17 protein-coding genes, 1 other RNA gene and 1 pseudogene are annotated in these 22,285 nt (G+C 34.9%); 1 reads left to right on the forward strand and 18 read right to left on the reverse strand.

Annotated features, from left to right (window positions below; translation table 11 throughout):
• Positions 1-10 precede the first annotated feature (10 nt).
• The 11 genes and pseudogenes from FHY60_RS10750 to gpmI (FHY60_RS10800) form a co-directional block, all read right to left on the reverse strand.
• On the reverse strand, positions 11-265 hold the full coding sequence (locus FHY60_RS10750) for a DUF6429 family protein (protein ID WP_279230387.1): 255 nt from the start codon (positions 263-265) through the stop codon (positions 11-13).
• Between the two features lie 307 nt (positions 266-572).
• Positions 573-1,799, reverse strand: coding sequence for a transposase (locus tag FHY60_RS10755; RefSeq protein ID WP_139903735.1), 1,227 nt, complete (start codon positions 1,797-1,799; stop codon positions 573-575).
• A gap of 121 nt (positions 1,800-1,920) precedes the next feature.
• Positions 1,921-2,973: a restriction endonuclease subunit S gene (locus tag FHY60_RS10760; RefSeq protein WP_139904962.1), complete on the reverse strand. Its 1,053-nt coding sequence runs from the start codon at positions 2,971-2,973 to the stop codon at positions 1,921-1,923.
• Positions 2,963-4,480, reverse strand: a complete 1,518-nt coding sequence (locus FHY60_RS10765) for a class I SAM-dependent DNA methyltransferase (RefSeq protein ID WP_180375394.1) — start codon at positions 4,478-4,480, stop codon at positions 2,963-2,965. The genes FHY60_RS10760 and FHY60_RS10765 overlap by 11 nt, the downstream gene beginning before the upstream one ends.
• 506 nt (positions 4,481-4,986) lie before the next feature.
• Entirely contained in the window at positions 4,987-5,844 is an 858-nt protein-coding gene (locus FHY60_RS10770; protein WP_139904967.1) for a hypothetical protein, read from the reverse strand.
• 300 nt (positions 5,845-6,144) lie between these two features.
• Positions 6,145-6,503: a transfer-messenger RNA gene (ssrA, locus tag FHY60_RS10775) on the reverse strand.
• A 230-nt stretch (positions 6,504-6,733) separates the two neighbouring features.
• A complete protein-coding gene (smpB, locus tag FHY60_RS10780; RefSeq protein ID WP_139904969.1) occupies positions 6,734-7,207 on the reverse strand; it encodes an SsrA-binding protein SmpB in 474 nt (157 codons plus the stop codon).
• A gap of 556 nt (positions 7,208-7,763) precedes the next feature.
• Positions 7,764-9,914 (reverse strand): annotated as a pseudogene (gene rnr / locus FHY60_RS10785) (ribonuclease R); the annotation flags it as partial.
• Between the two features lie 179 nt (positions 9,915-10,093).
• Positions 10,094-10,324, reverse strand: coding sequence for a preprotein translocase subunit SecG (gene secG, locus FHY60_RS10790; RefSeq protein WP_139904974.1), 231 nt, complete (start codon positions 10,322-10,324; stop codon positions 10,094-10,096).
• A 122-nt stretch (positions 10,325-10,446) separates the two neighbouring features.
• A complete protein-coding gene (gene eno, locus FHY60_RS10795) occupies positions 10,447-11,745 on the reverse strand; it encodes a phosphopyruvate hydratase (RefSeq protein WP_139904976.1) in 1,299 nt (432 codons plus the stop codon).
• A 144-nt stretch (positions 11,746-11,889) separates the two neighbouring features.
• Positions 11,890-13,422: a 2,3-bisphosphoglycerate-independent phosphoglycerate mutase gene (gene gpmI / locus FHY60_RS10800; protein WP_139904978.1), complete on the reverse strand. Its 1,533-nt coding sequence runs from the start codon at positions 13,420-13,422 to the stop codon at positions 11,890-11,892.
• Positions 13,423-13,726: 304 nt separating this feature from the next.
• Here gpmI (FHY60_RS10800) and FHY60_RS10805 point away from each other — a divergent pair, with 304 nt between their 5' ends.
• Positions 13,727-14,347 (forward strand): CBS domain-containing protein, encoded by a 621-nt coding sequence (locus FHY60_RS10805; protein ID WP_139904980.1) that lies wholly within the window; start codon positions 13,727-13,729, stop codon positions 14,345-14,347.
• 121 nt (positions 14,348-14,468) lie between these two features.
• Here FHY60_RS10805 and gpmI (FHY60_RS10810) read toward each other — a convergent pair whose 3' ends face one another.
• The 7 genes from gpmI (FHY60_RS10810) to FHY60_RS10840 all read right to left on the reverse strand — a co-directional run bounded on the left by gpmI (FHY60_RS10810) (position 14,469) and on the right by FHY60_RS10840 (position 22,222).
• Positions 14,469-15,998 (reverse strand): 2,3-bisphosphoglycerate-independent phosphoglycerate mutase, encoded by a 1,530-nt coding sequence (gene gpmI / locus FHY60_RS10810; RefSeq protein ID WP_139904981.1) that lies wholly within the window; start codon positions 15,996-15,998, stop codon positions 14,469-14,471.
• Positions 15,999-16,195: 197 nt separating this feature from the next.
• Positions 16,196-16,942, reverse strand: a complete 747-nt coding sequence (gene tpiA, locus FHY60_RS10815; RefSeq protein ID WP_139904983.1) for a triose-phosphate isomerase — start codon at positions 16,940-16,942, stop codon at positions 16,196-16,198.
• Between the two features lie 191 nt (positions 16,943-17,133).
• The gene (locus tag FHY60_RS10820; protein ID WP_139904985.1) at positions 17,134-18,327 is read right to left on the reverse strand and encodes a phosphoglycerate kinase; all 1,194 of its coding nucleotides are present in this window, start codon (positions 18,325-18,327) and stop codon (positions 17,134-17,136) included.
• A 137-nt stretch (positions 18,328-18,464) separates the two neighbouring features.
• A complete protein-coding gene (gene gap, locus FHY60_RS10825) occupies positions 18,465-19,478 on the reverse strand; it encodes a type I glyceraldehyde-3-phosphate dehydrogenase (RefSeq protein ID WP_139904986.1) in 1,014 nt (337 codons plus the stop codon).
• Between the two features lie 72 nt (positions 19,479-19,550).
• Positions 19,551-20,603, reverse strand: coding sequence for a sugar-binding transcriptional regulator (locus tag FHY60_RS10830; protein ID WP_139904988.1), 1,053 nt, complete (start codon positions 20,601-20,603; stop codon positions 19,551-19,553).
• A 256-nt stretch (positions 20,604-20,859) separates the two neighbouring features.
• The gene (locus FHY60_RS10835) at positions 20,860-21,741 is read right to left on the reverse strand and encodes a DegV family protein (RefSeq protein ID WP_139904990.1); all 882 of its coding nucleotides are present in this window, start codon (positions 21,739-21,741) and stop codon (positions 20,860-20,862) included.
• A 13-nt stretch (positions 21,742-21,754) separates the two neighbouring features.
• Positions 21,755-22,222 (reverse strand): tRNA (cytidine(34)-2'-O)-methyltransferase, encoded by a 468-nt coding sequence (locus FHY60_RS10840; RefSeq protein ID WP_139904992.1) that lies wholly within the window; start codon positions 22,220-22,222, stop codon positions 21,755-21,757.
• Positions 22,223-22,285 lie beyond the last annotated feature (63 nt).

A 22,285-nucleotide genomic window follows, 5' to 3' on the forward strand; every position in this document is an offset into this window, starting at 1 on the left:
AATCCCCACCTTAAATGTTTTCTATCCCATATTTCTTTAATAAATCTTTTGCAAGCCTTTCTCCTTTTTCTTTGATGTAAGCTGATTTAGAACGATATGAACCACCAATTAAATCTTCATCAGTCAGTTCATTTAAAATATCAAAATCATAGCCTTTCCATGTTCTTAGATATTCCATGCCAAATTCATTTTCCTTCCAGGATGTTAAATACATAAGCATTAAAGTTAATTCTTTTATTGTATTTTTCATATCATCAGCCATCATTATATTCCTTTCTTTTGTTATTTAGATTCATCTAAAGGTACTCTAATTTCACCAGACATAAGCTTTGGAAGAAGAGTGTCACGGAGATTTTGTAACATATTTATTTCTTTTTGCAAATTTTCTATTAATAAATTAAAGTGTTTAATAATAGTTTCAAATTTAATTGAGGAAATTGCACAATTAAACTTCCTCAATTATATTTAAAAATCATTACTTTTTGTTAATAATTAACTATTTTGTTCAGAAAAAGATAATAGCAAAGCCAAGGTGCTATTGCACCTGTGGATAACTTTTAAAACTAATAAATTTATCCTGCTTGCTTTAAATTTAAGTCGTTAGACTTCTGATTAACAGCAATAGTGCCTGCTACTAAAGCCATACAGTTTAGTAGAGCTACAACTTTTGCTTTTCTAATACCTGCTGAACGCAGATTATTAACATTTAGGTACTCTTTCAATCTTGAGTTACACCTCTCGATAGAGGTGCGTTGATTATAGAGTTTTTGCCAATCTTCACTGCTCCTAAGAGGATAAGAGTAATACCTATTATTCTCTTTATAGTTTACCTTTAGGCAAAATCCATAGTTTGAATTGCTACAATGCTTTGTTCCAAATGGACAATTAACCTTACCGGTTGCTTGGGGACATCTAAATTTAAGGTAGTCACCATCTTTTCCCCAGTAAGTTAATGGATATCCCATTGAGCATATGGGTTCAAACTTCTCATTAAATCCTTCTGGTGGAGCATACTGTGCCCTAGGATTGTAAGCTATAATTGGTTGTGCTTTAACATCGTGAGTAACATAATCATAAATCTTTTGAAAATCATAACCTTTATCCATAATAAAATGCTTAGGACTCAAAACTCCAGAGTAGTTGGTGATGAACTTTTTTATCAGCGGAATAGCTAAATCTCCATCACTATAACTAGCGGGAGATAGCAATATGCTTAAGGGTAGTTCACTCTTGCAATCTGCCAGTATGTGAAGCTTAAATCCGAACCAACGTATTTTATTACCATCAGTATCGTTCTTAGCTCCCCAGTTTGGAGAAACAGCATCATTCTTAAGTTTGGATTTAGGTCTAGCTTTTTCAAAAGAATCAATTTTAGTAGAATCGATTGCTACATTTGAACCATCAACAATTCCTATACTAATGGCCTTTTTAACTAAACAATCGAAGTCATATTCCAATGAAGGTATTTTGGATAGCTTAGTTAAAAATCTACTAAAGGTTGATGCTGAAGGTGTTTTCTCTAAAATGTTAAAACCACAATTATACCTAAATATAGGATCAGTCTTAAGTCTATCGACTAACTTATTAAAATATTTAATTTTTTCAACTTGCATAGCAACTAAAGCATACAATAGTGCTAGCTCATTATGCCCTTTCGGGCCACGCGTAGCGTGTAGCTGGGCTAAACCATTTAATACATTTGAAAAATCTAGTTGGGCTAGAATTAATTCAAGCCTAGTTTTAGGTTGTAATTTTATTATTTCTTCAAAGGAAAATAGGCATTCTTGTCGAATATACATAAGTATTCACTCCTCTTTGTTGTGTATTTTTGGTGATACTTAAATATTCGACATTTTGGGGTGAATTTCCTTTTTGAATAATAAAAAAGTTAGTAAAATCAATGATTATAAAATATGAAATTTACTCAATTAGTAATTCATTATTTGGACATAATATTAAAATATTCTTTATATCCGTTTGAGTTATAAGTGGTTGTGTAGAACCCCTATTTAATGAAATATAATCAATATTTTTTAGAATATTATATACAAACTCATAATATTTTGTTTTTATAACTAATGTATTGTCAGAAGGCCATATGGCTTCATTAAACTTCTGTATAACACCATGTGTTCCAACTCTTCCAATTACCATAACTGGTTCATTATACAAGTATTCCTTTGTAAAACCCATAATTTTACTAGCACCTATTAATGGTATTTGATATTGTTCTGTACGATAATCAGATTTATCTTTCGGTCTTTTACCACTAGAAATTTCAATTATATCTCTTAACCTTCCTACCTCCCACCCCTTAGGAATAGGTCCAAGTTCACCTTCAATCATTTCGCCACCGCTTGATTTATATGGTTCTCCATTTTCGTTTGGAAATTCAAAATCCACAAACCAGCGTTTAAATATTGTTTGGGCTATTTCCTCTAATACTTTATTTATTCTGTTGTTTATTTCTATCTTTTCATCAAGGTCGGATAGAATTTTAGCTATTGCCTTTTGTTCGTGGAGGGGAGGGAGATTAATATTAATATTTTGAATCACATTTATTTGTGCTCTTTGTCTTCCTGATGTTCCAGTCATTGATTTTATAGCTATATCTCTAACATATGGAGAAATTGCCATATAATAGACATAATCTTCTGTCGTTAATCCTTCTTTAGCCCTAAGTACAATAAATTCAGTTGAACCAAAACCCACTTCATTTTTATCCAATAATGTTACTTTTGCTGTTTTACCATTTTCTAAGCAAGGTGTTATCCTTGCCATTATAGTATCGCCGTTTCTAAACTTTGAGCCACCTTTATATTCTTCCATTACATACTCATTTATATATTTATAAAAAGGCTTTAACATATCCATATTTATTTTTTTTGCACATTTACCCTTTGAAATGCTTTCTTTTGGATTAAATTCAATTATTTCACCAAGCTTTACCTCTCTCCACTCATTACAACTCATATCCTAACCCCCTCAAGTTCTTCTTTATCTCTTCCTCAAGGTGTCTTGATTTTGCAAATAGCTCTGCAAGTTCGCTTGTCAGGTTCTCCATCTTCTCTTCAAAGTCCGTTCCATCGTCTTGTGTTTCTTCTATTCCCACATATCTTCCAGGAGTTAAAATATATTCATGCTCACGTATTTCATCTATAGTTACTGATCTGCAAAAGCCTTTTATATCTTCATATTGTCCATCTTTATTTCGCCAGTTATGATAAGTTTCTGCTATTCTTTTTATGTCTTCATTTGTTAATTCTCTATGACTTCTATCTACAAGTTGACCAAGCTTTCTTGCATCTATGAATAAAAACTCATGTCTTCTGCTTCTGTATTTTGGATTATTTACTTTATTTCTATTTAATATCCAAAGGCATGCTGGAATTGCTGTTGTATAGAATAATTTATCTGGCAGTGCAACTATGCAGTCAACAACATCTCCTTCTATTAAATTCTTTCTTATTTCTCCTTCATTAGATGTATTTGAACTCAATGAACCATTGGCAAGAACTACACCTGCAACTCCATTTGGTGCTAAGTGAAATATCATATGTTGTAGCCATGCATAGTTTGCATTACCCGCTGGAGGAATACCATATTTCCATCTAGCATCTTCTTTGAGCTTTTCTCCACCCCATTCACTAATATTAAAAGGAGGGTTGGCTAAGATATAATCAGCTTTTAAGTTCTTATGCAAATCATTATGGAATGTATCTGCGTTATGTGGTCCTAAATCCCCATCGAGCCCATGTATAGCAAGATTCATTTTACATAACTTCCATGTTGTAGGATTAAGTTCTTGGCCATAAATTGATATATCATCAATCTTACCTTGATGTTCTTCAACAAATTTTTCACTTTGTATAAACATACCACCACTACCACAACATGGGTCGTATATCCTTCCTTTATAAGGCTCAATCATTTCAACTAATGTTTTAACAACACTTTTAGGTGTATAGAATTCACCGCCACCTTTTCCTTCCTTTTCAGCAAACTTATTTAAGAAATATTCATATACTCTTCCTAAAATATCCTTTTGTCCATCTTGATAAAGCTTAATATTTGAAATAACATCTATCAATTCTCCAAGCCTTCTTTTATCAAGTTCTGGTCTTGCATATCTTTTATCAAGCACACCTTTTAAGCTTGGGTTTTCCTTTTCTATTAAAAGCATTGCATCATCTATTATTTGTCCTATCCTTGGATCCTTTGCATTGTTCTTTATATTTTCCCATCTTGCTTCTTTTGGAACCCAGAATATATTTTCTGCTTCATATTCATCTCTATCTTCTTCAAAACCTTCGCCTTCTTCTAAAAGCTCATTATACTTTTGTTCAAATTTGTCAGATATATATTTTAAGAACAACAGTCCTAAAACTACATGCTTATATTCCGCTGCATCCATACTACCTCTTAATATATCAGCTGCTTTCCAAAGTTGTTCTTCAAAACCTACATTTGCTGTTGACATTTTTATGCCTCCTTTAATTTAATTCTTTCAATAATTTAATATTTCTACATTAAAACTTATTTCCCTTCAAATTTTTCAAAAAATCAAAAGGACAGGCATTCTAACTGAACACCCACCCCAACAATTGATAAAGAGCCTATTTTTTAAGAGGTTTTTGATTTTGTTATGATTTTCATATGGTGAAAAAGCCATAACCTGAGAGTAATTGCTATGGCTATGGGTAAGTAAATCAATTTCTTTAAAATTAGGAATGGTAAGCAGTTATATATTTATCCACACTAACTTTTATCACAATATACATATATTCACATTTAATCCTTTACTATTATTAAACCATTATATGATTCAAATTTTTTTTATATTCCCCCAGGTAGCATAATCTAATCTTTTACCCATAGATTCCCTACTAATTAAATTGTTTCCTACATTTTAACAAGATGGAGGAGTTTCTATCTAGTCGCTTAACTTTTGACGCTTACTTATTTATCATGTAAATCACGATCACTTTACCAATCATGAAATATTGCAAAGTCTTTGATTTTATCTGCCTTAGCTTTTAAATTCTCTACGATTTTCCACTTTTGCTTTTCACTCATTAATTCTGAGGAGGCTTGTACTGTTCTTAGGATATTTATAAGCTCATTTCCAACGACACTTGTAATATGCTGATTCTTCGCTTCGATATTTCCACTGCCATTTATAATTTGCGTTCCTTCCCACTTCTCTTGGGCACCTTTTTTGTAAAGAGTAATGACCATGATTCCCATCATGTTCGTAATTGTTCCACAAGTATCATAGTCCTCGTAACAAAATGTATAACTGATTATACCACGATGAAATGTTACATGAGGTCTTAACTCAGCTAACTCAGTGTTTCCTGTGATCTCCCTTATCTCTTCAAAGAAAAATATGTGGTGTTCAATGGCTCCAATATCGCTACGTTTGTTAAGCAAATAATATCTCATTATATTTTCGCATGATATTAGGTGTTCTAAGGTATCTATGCCGACCAAATGGTTTTCAGTAAAGTCGATCAAATCCAAGTAAAGGCTTCTCCAACTTAAAGATGTTAGAAAATAGAAGAGTCTGCCATCGTAATCAAAGTTAATCTTTTCTTTTTTTATGTATGGGTGAAAAATAGTATTTGCAAAGTATGTTTCTTTATCGCTGAATAAATCCTCACATTTACCACAGAGCATAAAGTGCTTTTCGCTGTCTTGTGCAGGAATATTCGGATTTTCAGAACTTCTGATATTACCAATGGCGGTTTTTTTAAGCATTCGCATAACCATTTTAGGAACAATATGGCTTAATTCTAAATCTGTCTCTACACCACATAAAGCACATTTTTTTAATTTGTACACCTGATCACCCCAAAAAAAAATAAATTTAATATCGTATGTCAATATTTTGGACACAAAAACTTGATTTTTTTATACTAATTTTTTAGCCCTATCTTTCTTTTGTTTAAAGGCTAATTTCCCCTTTATAAGAAATCATTAATAATTCACTCTTACTTTTTTATTCTACACCTCCTCTTATTTTCCTTCTTTTTGGCGATAAATTATTTATTCCCCTCGCCTCCAAATATATTTACACTACAAAACAAAAAAGCCCTGATTTCTCAAGGCTTCTATCTATCGTATCAATGAATCGTTCAAATATGGTGGAGGCGAGGGGAATCGAACCCCTGTCCGAAAGCAGCAATGCCCAGGCATCTCCGAGTGCAGTCAGTATTTTAACATTCCCTCCCCCAGACCCCTACTGACAGGGTTTTGGGTTCAGTAGCTTCATGTATCCCGTTCCTGAGGCAAAGCTTACTCAGGCTCGTTTCACCGCTGTCGACGCCAGACTCTAAGCCGCGGTACTCTTAGGCTGACGGCCCGCAGACTAAGCTGCGAAAGCTAAATTATTATTTTCGTTTGCGTTTATATTTAATTTCCAGATTTTTTAACGCAGGTCCAGAATGCCTTCGACTCGCTTCCCAAACACGTCTTACCCCCGTCGAAACCAGTACGCCCCCTTATTATATACGGGCTGGTTTTGTCAGTGTACTGACGCCCTTACGCAAACTTCATTATTCAGTTGTCAAAGACTACAGTTATTATAATACTGTATATTTTCCTAATGTTCAATAGTGAATTTAGTACTCTATTATTAAAATATTCCTCTTATATAAGCTTATTTCATTATCTAAGAGTTTATTATTTTTTTATATTTTTTTGTAATTTTAAACTTAGCAACTATCAATTTCTAGTACTTCATCTTGCCCTTGAATTCCCTCTCAATATCTCTCTTAGCAGCCTTCTCCAGCATAGCATCTCTCTTATCATAATCTTTTTTACCTTTAGCTACTGCAAGATGTACCTTCACTCTGCCATTCTTTAAGTAAAGTGATAGGGGTATCAGGGTATATCCTTTTTGAGTAGTATATCCGATAAGTTTTCTTATTTCCTCAGTATGCAATAAAAGTTTTCTTTCTCTTAGAGGATCTACATTAAATACATTACCTTTTTCATATGGGCTAATATGCATATTACGTACAAAAACCTCGCCGTTTCTAATCTCTGCATAGCTGTCCTTTAGATTTGCCTTACCCTGTCTTACAGATTTTACTTCTGTTCCCACTAATACAATACCGGCTTCGTAACCTTCTTCGATAAAATAGTCGTGTCGGGCTTTTCTGTTCTCTGCTAAAATTTTTGTTCCTTCACCTTTACTACCCATAGATTAACACCTCTGACAATATCGCTGAGAATAAATTATATAACTTTTTACCACAATTGTCAAGAAACAATAAAATAAATTGACAATTGACAATGCACTATGAACAATTAATGTCATTGTCAATTGTCAATTAAAACTCCCTTATAGCCTTGGTTTCATATCAATCTATTTAACACAGATGTTTATTACTACCGCGCAATAAGTAAAGTTAATCTAACTTATCTTCCATATTACTTTCTTCATGTTTATACAATTCATACTTACTGTCAAAGTCAAAGAAGATTTCACTTGAATATTCTTCCTTAAATTTCTCTACCTTATTATTTACTACTTTTTTGTTAGATGCATCTTCTTCATCTAAATATTCTGAGAAGTCTTCTGTATAGGAATCTTCATCACCTTCTGCTTCTTCTTCCAAAACTTCTTCAAGATCACTAACTAGGCCTATATCATCAATTTCATCTTTGATTTCGTCATTTTCTTCAAACTCTTTCTCGAATTCTTCTACAGATAAAATCTTGTAATTATTAAATTCTTTCTTCGGTTCTTCTCCAAAGGTTTCAAACGTGATATCTGTTTCCTCATCAATGGTTTCTTCATCAGCCAATTCAAAGTGAATTTCTCTGTTATCTATATCTACCTTAGCAACTCTAACTTTTACAGCGTCACCAAGCCTATAAATCTTTTTAGTTCTCTCTCCGATTATATATAGATGTCTTTCATCATAGAAGTAATAGTCATCGCCCAGATTGCTTATATGAACAAGGCCCTCAATTGTATTAGGTAGTTCTACAAAGAAACCGAAGGATGTAACGGAGGAAATCATTCCTTCGAACACTTCACCTATTCTCTCACTCATGTATTCAGCTTTCTTCAAGTCATCAACTTCTCTTTCAGCTTCTTGTGCAATTCTCTCCGTTTCAGAAGATTGAATAGATGCATATTCAACGATTGCCGACAGCTTTTTCATTCTTTCTTCTGTCATAGTTCCGTTGATATATTCCTTAATAATTCTATGAATTATTAGATCAGGATAACGTCTTATAGGAGAAGTGAAATGACAGTAGTATCGAGCGGCTAAGCCAAAGTGTCCTAGGGATTCAGGTGAATATCTAGCCTGCATCATGGAACGAAGCAGTAAAGTGCTTACCACTGTCTCCTCTTTCTTTCCTTTCACCTTTTCAAGGATTTCCTGTAGATTGCGTGGATGTACTTCCTTTGTATGTTTTACTGTATAGCCTAGATTATGGATAAATTCATAAAAATGAGCTAGTTTTTCTTCGTTAGGCTCTTCATGAACCCTATATACAAAGGGTATGTTAGCCCAGAACATATGCTCAGCTACTGTTTCGTTGCAAATCAACATAAACTCTTCTATAATTCTGTTAGCTATTGCTCTTTCGTATGGTCTTATGTCAATAGGCTTTCCAAATTCATTCAATATGATCTTACTTTCTTCAAAGTCAAAATCAATGGCTCCTCGGTTCATTCTTTTTCTGTTTAAGATCTCACAGAGTTCTTCCATGTTTTTGAAATCTTCTAATAGATAATCATATCTCTTTTTAAGTTCTTGATCATCATCTCTAAGTATCTTAGTCACATCAGTATATGTCATTCTTTCGCTGGTTCGGATTACACTTTCTACAATTTCATGAGATAAAACCTTACCGTTGCGGTCAATTTCCATGAAGCAGCTTAAAGCCAACCTATCTACTCTTGGATTCAAACTGCATATGCCATTGGAAAGCTTTTTGGGCAGCATTGGTATTACTCTATCGATTAAGTATACAGAAGTACCTCTCTTCAGAGCTTCCTTGTCCAGTGGATTGTTTTCTCTTACATAGTGAGATACGTCTGCAATATGAACTCCCAGTCTAAAGTTTCCGTTTGTCAGCTTTTCTATTGATACCGCATCATCTAAGTCCTTAGCATCTTCCCCATCGATAGTTACCATTCTTAGATTGGTTAAATCTCTTCTTCTGCTGTACTCAGAAGCCGGTATCTCCTCAGGTATACGTTCTGCAAAGGACTCCACCTTTTCAGGAAATTCTTCCGGAAGTCTGTATTTCTTTATGATACTTAATATATCAATTCCCCTTTCGCCCTTCTTACCAAGAACTTCAATAATTCTTCCTTCCGGGCTTCTCCTTGGTTCCGGCCACATGGTAATTTCAACTATAACCACATCACCGGTTTTTGCTCCATTTTTTTCTGCCTTGGGTATAAATATATCATCTGTTATTCTTTTATCGTCAGCCACTACAAAGCCAAAATTTCTGCTGTCCTCATATACACCCACAATAGTTTTATTGGCTCTTTCAAGTATTCTTACTATTTCTCCTTCGGCCTTTTTCCTTTCAACATTTTCCTTTAATACCTTGGCAATTACTATATCACCATTCATTGCACCATTGACATTATTAGCAGGGATAAACACATCGGGAACATCCTCATAGGGAATTACAAATCCATAGCCTCTTTGGTGGCCCTGAAATTTTCCTTTTATCAGGCCCATCCTATCAATAAGACCATATTTTCCAGCTCGGTTCTTTATTATTATGCCTTCCTTTTCCATGCTCTTTAGTATCTTTTTTAAAGCCTCAGCATCATCTCTGCTTAATCCAAAAATATTTACTAGTTGGTATAAGTCCATTGGTTTATATGCAGGCTCTCTTAAAAAGTCTAGAATTTTCTCTCGAACGTTCAATACTAACACCACCTCAAGAACTAATTGTCAATAAAGGACATAATTAAAGCCCTTTATCTAATACAACTTATACTGCTATTTTTTACTAGATAGAAATAAATATTCACATAATATAATAAAAGCTGACTCCTGCAGGTAATTCTTGCATAAGTCAGCATAATTTTTATACCTATGTATCATTAATCTACTACATTTAAAGCTACTGTAACCACTGCAAATAAAATTGAGAAAACAATAGTTAATTTGAAAAGCATAGCCTCTTTTGTTCTAGATTTATTTCTTGAGAAAAAGCTTTCATTATTACCAGCCATTAAACCTTTTAATCCATCTGACTTACTAGGCTGTAAAAGTACACAAACCATTACTGCTAATGCAAGTATAACCTCTAATATAATTAACACTGTACGCATCTAACAGCACCTCCTAACCCCTATTTATTGTCATATAAAACAATTGTAGCACACATTAAATTATATTACAATAACTTATTTATTTATAAAAGGCTGCCAAAGAAGGCAGCCTTTAAATTAGATTATCTCTTTTTAATGTTATAGAAAGCCTTTAAGCCACGGTACTCAGCTACGTCAAGCAACTCTTCTTCTATTCTTAGAAGTTGATTGTACTTAGCAACTCTTTCACTTCTTGCCGGTGCACCAGTCTTAATTTGTCCTGCATTAACAGCTACAACTAAATCTGCTATTGTTGTGTCTTCAGTTTCACCGGATCTATGAGAAACTACCGCAGTATAACCTGCTCTTTCTGCCATTTCTATAGCATTTAAAGTTTCTGTTAATGTTCCGATTTGGTTAAGCTTTATAAGGATGGAGTTAGCAACTCCTCTTTCTATACCCATTGCAAGACGCTTGGAGTTAGTTACGAATAAATCGTCTCCTACAAGCTGAACCTTGTGACCAAGTTTTTCCGTAAGTAGTTTCCAGCCTTCCCAATCTTCTTCAGCCATACCATCTTCAATTGAAATTATAGGATACTTATTAGCAAGATTTACATAGTATTCAGCCATTTCAGCTGGTGTTAAAACTTTACCTTCTCCTTCAAGATGGTACATTCCTTCTTTATATAGTTCTGAAGATGCTGGGTCTAGTGCTATATAGATATCCTTGCCTGGTTCGAAGCCAGCCTTTTCCACTGCTTCTAAAATAACTTGAATTGCTTCTTCGTTAGATTTTAAGTTTGGTGCAAATCCACCTTCGTCACCAACACCAGTTTCGTATCCCTTTGACTTTAACAATGCCTTTAAGGTATGATATACTTCAGCACACATTCTTAATGCTTCGCTGAAGGATGGTGCACCAACAGGCATAATCATGAATTCCTGTAGGTCTACGTTATTGTCGGCATGCTTTCCGCCGTTTATTATGTTCATCATTGGAACTGGAAGTACCTTTGCATTTACTCCTCCTATGTACTGGTAAAGTGGTAGTCCTAGGTAGTTAGCTGCAGCTTTTGCACAAGCTAAGGATACTCCTAGCATTGCATTTGCTCCTAGCTTTGATTTATTTTGTGTTCCATCTAGTTCTACTAATATCTTATCTATGAGCACTTGGTCGAATACATTAACACCAGCTAATTCCTCAGCAATTATGTTATTTACATTTTCAACAGCTTTTAGTACACCTTTGCCATTGTACTTTGATTTATCTCCATCTCTTAATTCTACTGCTTCATGAATACCGGTAGAAGCTCCAGAAGGAACTGCTGCTATTCCAACAGTACCGTCTTCAAGTGTAACTTCAACCTCAACAGTAGGAAATGCTCTAGAGTCTAATATTTGTCTTGCATATACGTCTACAATTTCAACGTAATTTTTCATGTGAAAACCTCCTTAAATTTTATCTAAATATACTATATAAGAGATATGCCTTAGTAAATTCAGCCAATATAAGGCACATCTATATTATATCCATAATAATAAATAATTTGTACATAATATTATAATTTATTTATAAAAAATTATTTATCTTATAATTAATGAACTACCTGTCATCTCCTCAGGCTTTTCTATACCCATTTCCTCCAAAAGTGTTGGGGCAATATCAGACAGTCTTCCGCCACTTCTTAAGGCACCTGTTGTATTTGAAACATGAATGAAAGGTACAGGATCAGAGGTATGGGCAGTCATAGGTTTTCCTGTAGAATAATCTATCATTTGTTCTGCATTACCATGGTCTGCTGTGACAAACACTGAGCCTCCCTTTGCAAGAACTGCATCTACCACTTTACCCATGCATTCATCTACTGCTTCGATAGCTTTTACTGCTGCTTCGAATACTCCTGTATGTCCTACCATGTCAGGGTTAGCATAGTTCACAATGATTAGGTCATATAGGTCCTGATTTATTCTGTTCAGAAGCTCATTTGTCAATTCATAAGCACTCATCTCAGGCTTTAAATCGTAAGTTGCAACCTTTGGTGATGGAATCATAACTCTGTCCTCACCAGCGTTTGGAACTTCTACTCCTCCATTAAAGAAAAAGGTTACATGGGCATATTTTTCTGTCTCTGCCATACGAAGTTGCTTTTTACCTAAGCTGCTTACATACTCACCTAAAGTATTTTTGTAGGATTGTGGATAATAAGCTATTTTTACATTTTCTATAGTCTTATCATATTGAGTCATGGTAACGAAATTTAGATTTAATCTTTCTCTTTCAAAACCACTGAACTCAACATCATTTATTGCTCTTGTCATTTCTCTTGCTCTGTCAGGTCTAAAATTAAAGAATATTACAGAATCATTATTTTTTATTGTAGCTACCGGTTTACCATCCTCAGTGATTACAATTGGTAAAATAAACTCATCGGTTTTGTTGTCTTCATAGGAGGCTTCAATAGCCTTAATGGCATTGTCATAATATTCTCCTACTCCTTTTACCATAGCATCGTAAGCAAGCTTTATTCTTTCCCACCTATTATCTCTGTCCATAGCATAGTATCTTCCGGAGATTGTAGCTATTTTTCCATTGTCTAGTTCCTTCAAATATTCTTCTATCTCTGCTATATAGTCTTTTCCTGAAGTAGGCGGTGTATCTCTTCCATCCATAAAGGCATGTAGGTAAACCCTTGAAAGTCCTTTTTTCTTAGCTAATTTAAAAAGCGCTTTCACATGGTCAATGTGAGAGTGAACTCCACCATCAGATAGTAAACCTAAAAGATGAAGGGATGAATTATTTTCTACAGCTTTGTCCACAGCATAGTTTAGGGCCTCATTTTCAAAGAAATCTCCATCTTCAATCTGCTTTGTAATTCTAGTAAGTTCTTGATATATTATTCTTCCGGCACCAATATTTAAATGTCCAACCTCTGAGTTACCCATTTGTCCTCTAGGTAATCCAACATCCATACCGCTTGCACTAAGCTCTGTATATGGGTACTTTTTAATATATGCATCGTAATTTGGCTTCTTAGCTGCCATTACTGCATTACCATCAACTTTATCAGTTAGTCCAAAGCCATCTAATATCATTAACATTACAGGTTTCTTAATCATATTTATCCTCCAAGAAATTATTTATACTACATTATATCAAAATCTATTTTCGATTGATAATAATTCTTATTTATATTATACACTATAATTTAGTTGTGTACAATATTTCTGCAAATTTCTTTTATGTTTTGTATAGCTGTGATATCACTTACATAGTAATCCTAGCACTTATCAATTTAATTTTTACCTAATTATATTATAAAAATACATTTTTATTGAATAATACTAATTTCTTTTAGTGCTAATTTTCTGAAAATATGTTATCATTATAATAGGTAATATTTTTATTAAATGGGGTGCTTTTATGAAGATTCAAACATTAATAACTGAAAGAAAAAAACTATCCACAGTCTCAAGCGATGATAGCTTAGCTACAGCTCTAGAAAAGATGCGTAGCTCTGATATAAAATCCATCCCAGTTGTAAATGGCAACAAATGTGTTGGAATTATTTTTAAAGATAAAATTTTAGAAATGTTCTTAACAGATAAGGATACTGAAAATAAACTAAATGAAACAAAGGTAGAGGCACTGATTGAAGAAATTCCTGTCTTGACCGCAAATCACAGCTTTGAATTCATAGTTCATACCCTCAGAGAGAAAGATGTGGTTTTTGTAGCTATTAATGACGAGAAAGGCAATTTTATGGGCATTATCACTCATAAATCTATCTTTGATGAGTTAACCGATATTATTGGGCTTAACAACGGCAAAAAGCTCTCAATTTACTTATATGATATACCGGGTCAGCTGGCTAAGATCAGCCAAGTATTTGCCAGACATAACGCAAATATTCAAAACTTGCTTGTACGTAATCCTAAGACCAAGCTGACTATAAAAGAGATCATACTGAGAGTTGATGATTCAGTAGCAGAATACGTCAAAGAAGACCTGGAAAAGGCAGGTTATAGAGTTGAACTAGCTTAGCAATGAATAATGAGTAAAAATAAAGGCTATTTCTCAGCTAGCTGAGAAATAGCCTTTATTTATATAAATTAAAAGAAATTCAGCTCTTCGAGCTGAATTCTCCATAGTTATTAATTTTTAATTATTTTATAAGTGATTTTCCTGTCATTTCTGCTGGAATTTCGAGACCCATTACTTGGAGCATAGTAGGTGCTATATCTGCCAGTACTCCACCCTCTCTCATTTCCTTTGCATCTTCAGCAACATAAAGGAATGGTACCGGACCAGTAGTATGTGCAGTCATAGGTTCTCCTGTAGAGTAATCTATCATCTGCTCTGCATTTCCGTGGTCTGCAGTGATAAATATAGTTCCATTCTTTTCAAGTATCTTGTCTACCACTCTTCCTACGCATACATCTACTGCTTCTATAGCAGCCTTAGCGGCTTCAAATACTCCTGTATGACCTACCATGTCAGGATTTGCGTAGTTTAGTATTATCATGTCATATTCATCTGTATCTAATCTTCTAATTACTTCATCAGTAACTTCATAAGCGCTCATTTCAGGTTTCAAGTCATAAGTTGCAACCTTAGGAGAGTTTATTAACGCTCTGTCTTCATTAGGATTTGGAGCTTCAACTCCCCCATTAAAGAAGAAAGTTACGTGAGCGTACTTTTCTGTTTCAGCAATTCTTAACTGCTTCCTACCTAATTTGCTTACATACTCACCAAGAGTATTGGAATAGGATTGTGGCTTGAAAGCAACCTGTACATTTTCAATAGTCTTATCATACTGAGTCATACAAACAAAAGTTAAGTTTAGTGTCTCTCTTTGGAAGCCCTCAAAATTCCTGTCATTGATTGCTCTTGTTATCTCTCTAGCTCTATCCGGTCTGAAGTTAAAGAATATTATTGAGTCTCCATTCTTAATGGTTGCCACAGGCTTACCATCTTCAAGTATGACTGTTGGCAGAACAAACTCATCGGTTTTATTATCATCATAGGATCTTTGCATTGCTTCTTCAGCATTGGCAGCAGTTTCACCCTTACCGTTTACCATTGCATCATAAGCAAGCTGCACTCTTTCCCATCTGTTGTCTCTATCCATTGCATAATATCTTCCGGAAACTGTAGCTATCTTTCCATTGCCAAGTTCCTTCAGATAATTTTCAACATCAATGATAAAATCCTTACCTGAGGATGGTGGTGTGTCTCTTCCATCCATGAAGGCATGCAGGTATACTCTTGAAAGTCCTTTATCCTTAGCCAATTTAAATAATGCCTTTAAATGATCTATATGTGAATGTACTCCTCCATCAGAAACAAGTCCCATAAGATGGAGATCCCCATTGTTTTCAATAGCCTTATTAACAGCATCATTTAAAACTTCATTATTATAAAAATCACCATCTTCAATCGCCTTTGAAATCCTAGTGAGTTCTTGATATATTATTCTTCCGGCACCAATATTTAAATGTCCAACTTCTGAGTTTCCCATCTGTCCCTTAGGCAGTCCTACATCAAACCCACTAGCCCCTAACTGAACATGAGGATATTTTGCAAATAGCTTGTCTAAATTAGGTTTATGAGCTGCACTAATTGCGTTACCATCTTCCTTGTCACTAATTCCAAAGCCATCTAAAATCATCAACATTACAGGTCTCTTAGTCATACTTAACCCCCATATCAAAATATATTAACACTGAGAAAGCGGAGAACACGAAAGGCACGGAAGAGTCTATTTATATTTTTAACTTAGAATCAATTCATACCATAAAGCAAATCATTGTATGTGTAAATTTGATATTCATTCAAAATATAAGTCCTTTAGTGTCCTCAGTGTCTTCTGTAAAATTCCGTGTTTATTTCTTAAAAGTTTACGATAGCTGCGAAGTCTGCTGCCACTAGACTAGCGCCACCTACAAGTGCTCCGTCTATGTCTGACATTGACATTTGCTCCTTTATAGTGGACGGCTTAACGGAGCCGCCGTATTGGATTCTTATTGCATCAGAAACTTCCTGACCGTAAAGGTTCTTTACACAGTTTCTTATGAAAGCTATTGTTTCATTAGCCTGCTCAGAAGTAGCAGTCTTACCAGTTCCTATAGCCCAGATTGGCTCATAAGCTATAACAAGAGCCTTAACTTGGTCTGCAGTTAATCCGGCAAGGTCAAGTTTAACTTGTCTTCCAATAACTTCTTCAGTGATGTTTGCTTCTCTTTCTTCTAATGATTCTCCAACACAAAGAATTGGAACTAAGTTATGAGCGAAACAAGCCTTCAGCTTCTTATTAACAGTTTCATCTGTTTCATTAAAGTATTGTCTTCTTTCACTGTGGCCGATTATAACATAATCGATATTCATAGCTTCTAGCATACCTGGAGCAACTTCTCCTGTGAAAGCTCCCTTTTCTTCAAAGTGCACATTTTGAGCTCCAACTTTTATATTTGTTCCTTCAACTGCCTTCTTCACAGCATCTAAGCATACAAATGTTGGGCATATTACCACTTCACATTTTGCATCTTTTACTAGTGGCTTTAAAGTCTCAACAGTTTTAACTGCTTCTTCAACAGTATAATGCATTTTCCAGTTTCCTGCGATTATTGGTGTTCTCATTTATAAATTCCTCCTACAATAAAATTCGCCAATATGGCCTATGTCTTTAGGAATAAACTTTCATAACATAGCCTTAATAGCATATAACACGGAGAATTACGGAGTACACTTCCCTGGCAAAGAATTATAAATATTACTCTCTACCATAGTCTCAGTATCCTCCGCTTCTTCCGTGTTAAATTAATACTATATTACTTATCGTTTAAAGCAGCAATTCCCGGTAATTCCTTACCTTCTAAGAATTCTAGTGATGCTCCACCACCAGTGGAAATGTGAGTCATCTTGTCACCAAATCCAAGGTTGTTAACTGCAGCAGCGCTGTCTCCACCGCCGATTACAGTTGTTGCATCGGAATCAGCCATAGCCTGTGCAACAGCAACAGTACCTGCAGCGAAGTTTTTGAACTCTGCAACGCCCATTGGTCCGTTCCAAATTACTGTCTTAGCACCCTTTACGGCATCAGCAAACAGCTTTTCTGACTTAGGTCCGATATCTAGAGCAAGGTAACCATCTGGAACGTTTTGGTCCTCAGTTATAACTGCTTCAGCATTGGCATCAAACTTATCTGCTACTCTGTTATCTACTGGAAGTAAGAACTTAACGCCCTTTTCTTCAGCCTTCTTAACCATGTCTAAAGCATAATCCAATCTGTCAGCTTCTAATAAGGAGTTTCCAATGGAGTAGCCCTGAGCCTTTAAGAAAGTATAAGCCATTCCGCCACCGATTATAATTGTGTCTACTTTTTCAAGTAAATTGTTTATAACGTTGATTTTGTCTGATACTTTAGCTCCACCAAGGATAGCAACAAATGGTCTGACGGGGTTATTAACTGCTTCTCCTAAGAACTTTAATTCCTTTTGTATTAAGTATCCGCATACAGCTGTATCAACGAACTTAGTTACTCCCACAGTTGAGCAGTGAGCCCTGTGTGCAGTACCGAAAGCATCATTAACATATATATCAGCTATGGAAGCCAGATCCTTTGAAAAGCTGTCTTCGTTCTTTCCTTCTTCTTTTCTGAATCTTGTATTTTCAAGAAGAACAACATCTCCCTCAGCCATAGCAGCTACAGCAGCCTTTGCATTTTCACCAACAACAACGTCATCTGCAGCAAAAACTACTTCTTTGTTAAGTAATTCAGAAAGTCTCTTAGCAACTGGTGCAAGAGTTAAGCTTGGGTCTGGGCCCTTAGCCTTTCCAAGGTGTGAGCATAGTATAACCTTTGCACCGTTTTCCATTAAGTATTTAATTGTTGGTACAGCACCAACCAATCTATTTTCATCTGTTATAACGCCATCTTTCAGAGGAACATTAAAGTCGCATCTTACAAGAACTCTTTTACCTTTAACCTGAATGTCTTCAATAGTCTTTTTATTAAAACTCATTCTATCCACCCCTTCATTTTGTTAAAAAAGCCTGGCCTCATAGCCACCTGTCAGATGCACCGGCCCCAGAAACTGAGGCCAATACATCATCACTACAAAACCAGACCTTTATCTACTTGATGTTTAGTTGTTATAGATTATTGTGCGTCCACCTTAGCAGCATGAACTGTTAAGTCTACCAACTTGTTGGAATAACCCCATTCGTTGTCATACCAAGCAACTAACTTAACAAAGTTTGGATTTAATGCAATACCTGCATCAGCGTCGAATATAGAAGTTCTCTTGTCATGGATGAAGTCAGTTGAAACAACTGCATCTTCAGTGTATCCAAGTATTCCAGCTAATTCATTTTCTGAAGCAGCCTTAACAGCAGCCTTTATTTCTTCATAAGTAGCAGCCTTTTCAAGTCTGCAAGTTAAGTCAACAACAGATACATCTATTGTTGGTACTCTGAAGGCCATACCAGTTAATTTTCCGTTTAAATCAGGTATAACCTTACCAACAGCCTTAGCAGCTCCTGTTGAGGAAGGAATTATGTTAGCAGCAGCAGCTCTTCCGCCTCTCCAGTCTTTGTTTGAAGGACCGTCAACAGTCTTTTGAGTAGCTGTAGTTGAGTGAACAGTTGTCATTAAACCTTCAACTATTCCGAACTTTTCATGTATAACCTTTGCTAAAGGTGCAAGACAGTTTGTAGTACATGAAGCGTTTGAAATAACTGTCATGTCCTTTGTATACTTGTCGTGGTTAACACCCATAACGAACATTGGAGCATCTGCTGAAGGAGCTGATATAACAACCTTCTTAGCGCCACCTTTGAAGTGTGCTGAAGCCTTTTCTACTGTAGTGAATACACCTGTACATTCAAGAATGTATTCTGCTTCTGCTGAAGCCCAGTTTATGTTTGAAGGATCTTTTTCTGCGAATACCTTTATTGCTTTTCCATTAACGATTAAGGAATTAGTTTCATGGTCTACACTAACTGTTCCTTGGAACTTTCCATGAACTGAATCATAAGTTAACATATAAACCATGTAATCCAAATCGATGAATGGGTCGTTAATACCCTTTACATCAACTTCTGCGTTTTCTAAGGCCGCTCTGAAAGCAAGACGTCCTATTCTACCAAAACCATTAATACCTACTTTAACCATTTAAAGTACCTCCTTAAATATAAAATATATATTTATAAAAATATATTTTAAACATATTAATTATTGTGGGCTCTAATTGTTAGTATGTGAATTTTCATATTCTTTTATTAATCTTAATATTTCCTTAGCAGCACCCTCATCTGTAATAAGCACCCCTGACTTATTGCCTTTTTCAGTGGCCAATATTGCCTCTGCTTTACTGCTTCCACCGGCTACGGCAACAGGATAGTTAATTCTCCTAATATCAGAACTGTTTATACCTACAGTTGGTGTAGAATATACCACTTCACCATCTTTGTTAAAATAACATCCAAAAGCTTCTCCAACAGTTCCAATAGCTGTTAACTTATCTATCATTTCTGGAGTTACGCCTCTTCTTTTAGCCATTTCATCTGCTCTGCCAATACCATAAATCAGTACATTAGAATTTTTAATATTTTCAATAATATCCTTTATGTCCCTTTCGTTTAACATAGTATCCAGAGCCCTATCACTTATGTTATCCGGAATATGTAACAGCTTATAACTTCCGCCTATCTTATTTGCAAGATTGGCAGCAAGAGTATTAGCTTGAATTTCCACTTGTTTTCCCATACCTCCTCGGGCAGGTACTACCAGTGCATTATAAATATTGTGCATTTTGGGTACATTGTCTATTACTTCTTTAATAGTGCTGCCACCGGTAAGAGCTATAATGTCACCACTTTTGATAACACCCTTAATATAGTTGGCCGCAGCTCTGCCTAATTCCTTTACAACAGTTCTGTCTTCATCCATATTACCCGGAACGATAATTACCTTTTTAACATTAAGCTTTTCTGCTATTACGTCTTCTATATCAGACAAACCTTTTATTTCATGAATGAAGCCTTTCAGTTTATCAATGATATTCTCTCCTTCAGCTGTAACAATCATCCCTGGGGCACTGACCTCTATTAAGTTGACAGATTTTAAAAAATTTATCTCAGTTCTTACTATTCTTTCCCCTAAGTTAACACTATTGGCCAGAATCCTACGTCCTACCGGCTGATTATAATATATTGTCCTTAAAATATTATACCTTTTTTCCAGTAACTCAATAAGTTCAGGCACAATCTTTTGCTGTAATTTTAAAATCTCATCCAAAAGATAACACCCCTTTGGTCACTAAATGTCCCAGTATCACTTTTTATGTCCCACATCTTTATTATAAATTACTTATGATAATTTTTAAATAGTTTTACAAAATTTTTTTTAATATTTTTTATGTTATCCTAGTTCTATATTTCTATCCTGAATAATCAATAAAGGTAAGCATTAATTTAGGCTGTAATTACAGCTTGTTTGCTATAATTACAGCCTAAGGCTTTAAATACTTAATAAAAAATAAACTATTCCGTAATTATTTTACTTCTCTATCGTCTCCAACAAAAGCTACAGCTATCATATTGGGTCCAACATGAGAAGCAATTGTAGCGGATAGCTGTGACACAATAAGTTTTTTGGGCATGCATTCTTCCAGAATATACTCCTTCAGCATATACGCATCTTCTAAACAATCACCATGACCTATGATGACAGTTGTGACACTACAGTTTCTAATGTGTTCATGAAACTTTTCTGCAAGAAATCTGATTGATTTCTTTCTTCCTCTAACGTTCGTATAGCTTACAAGTTTCCCACTATTGTCCACTGTCAAAATAGGTTTTATGTTTAAAGCTGTTCCTACAACTGCAGTTGCTGCTGATATTCTCCCCCCCTTTTTTAAAAAGTTCAAATCGTCTACCGCAAACCAGTGATTACTTTTTAGCTTGTTGTCTTCAACCCATCTGACAATTTCTTCCTTGCTTTTGCCATTTCTAAGCATATCAACAGCCTCTACTACCAATACACCTTGGCCAATAGAAGCTGAAAGAGTATCTATTACGGTAATATCTGCGTCAGGATGTTCCTTTATCAGTTCCTCAGCAGCCATAACCGCATTGTTAAATGTTCCGCTCATACCAGAAGTAAACCCTATATAAATTATTGACTTTCCTTTTTGATAATGCTTTTTGAATATTTCTGAAAATCTAAATGTATTAATCTGAGCCGTAGAAGGCATTATACCTAATCTTAATTTTGAATAAAATTCATCATGAGACAAGGTTTTCCCAAAGTCGTCAAAATACTCATAGCCCTCAATGTTAACGGGCATTCCTATTATGTCAAGCATATCGGCATTTTCTTGCACATATTCTAATGTAAGATCACAAGTAGAATCTGTAATTATTATAGTGTTCAAAACTTCCCCACCTTTATTTCATATTTGGAAAATCCATTTGCCTCAAAGCCTCATAAGCTATAATAGCAACAGAATTAGACAAGTTTAATGATCTGGTACTGGTTTGAAGCATTGGAAGCTTAATTAAATTTTCTGCATTATCATTTCTAATATAGTCAGGTAATCCTGATGATTCTCTTCCAAAAACAATAAAGTCACCTTGTTTAAAGTTTACCTCATTATAGTACTTTTTCCCCTTCGTTGTTGCAAAGTAGAAGGTAGCATCCTTATACTTTGCTCGGAGTTCTTCATATGATTCATGTATCTCTAGCTTTAAGTACGGCCAATAATCAAGGCCTGAACGTTTTACTTGCCTGTCATCTATACTAAAACCTAAGGGCTTTATCAGATGTAAAGTAGAATCTGTCAAAACGCAGGTTCTGCCTATATTACCGGTATTTTGTGGTATCTCCGGCTGAAACAAAACAATATTTAAGTTCACCCATTGCACCCCCTTATCAAATTTCTACGTTATAATTCAAATTAAAACAAATATTATGCCTAC

This window comes from Clostridium thermarum (genome assembly GCF_006351925.1).
GTDB classification, from domain to species: Bacteria; Bacillota; Clostridia; order Clostridiales; family Clostridiaceae; genus Clostridium_AU; species Clostridium_AU thermarum.

Excerpts from the sequence above, each read along its gene's own strand:
- eno (WP_139904976.1), bottom strand. The coding sequence starts at position 11,745 with ATGAAAAATTACGTTGAAATTGTAGACGTATATGCAAGACAAATATTA.
- gpmI (WP_139904981.1), bottom strand. The coding sequence starts at position 15,998 with ATGACTAAGAGACCTGTAATGTTGATGATTTTAGATGGCTTTGGAATT.
- FHY60_RS10805 (WP_139904980.1), top strand. The coding sequence starts at position 13,727 with ATGAAGATTCAAACATTAATAACTGAAAGAAAAAAACTATCCACAGTC.
- tpiA (WP_139904983.1), bottom strand. The coding sequence starts at position 16,942 with ATGAGAACACCAATAATCGCAGGAAACTGGAAAATGCATTATACTGTT.
- FHY60_RS10765 (WP_180375394.1), bottom strand. The coding sequence starts at position 4,480 with ATGTCAACAGCAAATGTAGGTTTTGAAGAACAACTTTGGAAAGCAGCT.
- gpmI (WP_139904978.1), bottom strand. The coding sequence starts at position 13,422 with ATGATTAAGAAACCTGTAATGTTAATGATATTAGATGGCTTTGGACTA.
- FHY60_RS10820 (WP_139904985.1), bottom strand. The coding sequence starts at position 18,327 with ATGAGTTTTAATAAAAAGACTATTGAAGACATTCAGGTTAAAGGTAAA.
- smpB (WP_139904969.1), bottom strand. The coding sequence starts at position 7,207 with ATGGGTAGTAAAGGTGAAGGAACAAAAATTTTAGCAGAGAACAGAAAA.
- gap (WP_139904986.1), bottom strand. The coding sequence starts at position 19,478 with ATGGTTAAAGTAGGTATTAATGGTTTTGGTAGAATAGGACGTCTTGCT.
- FHY60_RS10760 (WP_139904962.1), bottom strand. The coding sequence starts at position 2,973 with ATGAGTTGTAATGAGTGGAGAGAGGTAAAGCTTGGTGAAATAATTGAA.
- secG (WP_139904974.1), bottom strand. The coding sequence starts at position 10,324 with ATGCGTACAGTGTTAATTATATTAGAGGTTATACTTGCATTAGCAGTA.
- FHY60_RS10755 (WP_139903735.1), bottom strand. The coding sequence starts at position 1,799 with ATGTATATTCGACAAGAATGCCTATTTTCCTTTGAAGAAATAATAAAA.
- FHY60_RS10750 (WP_279230387.1), bottom strand. The coding sequence starts at position 265 with ATGATGGCTGATGATATGAAAAATACAATAAAAGAATTAACTTTAATG.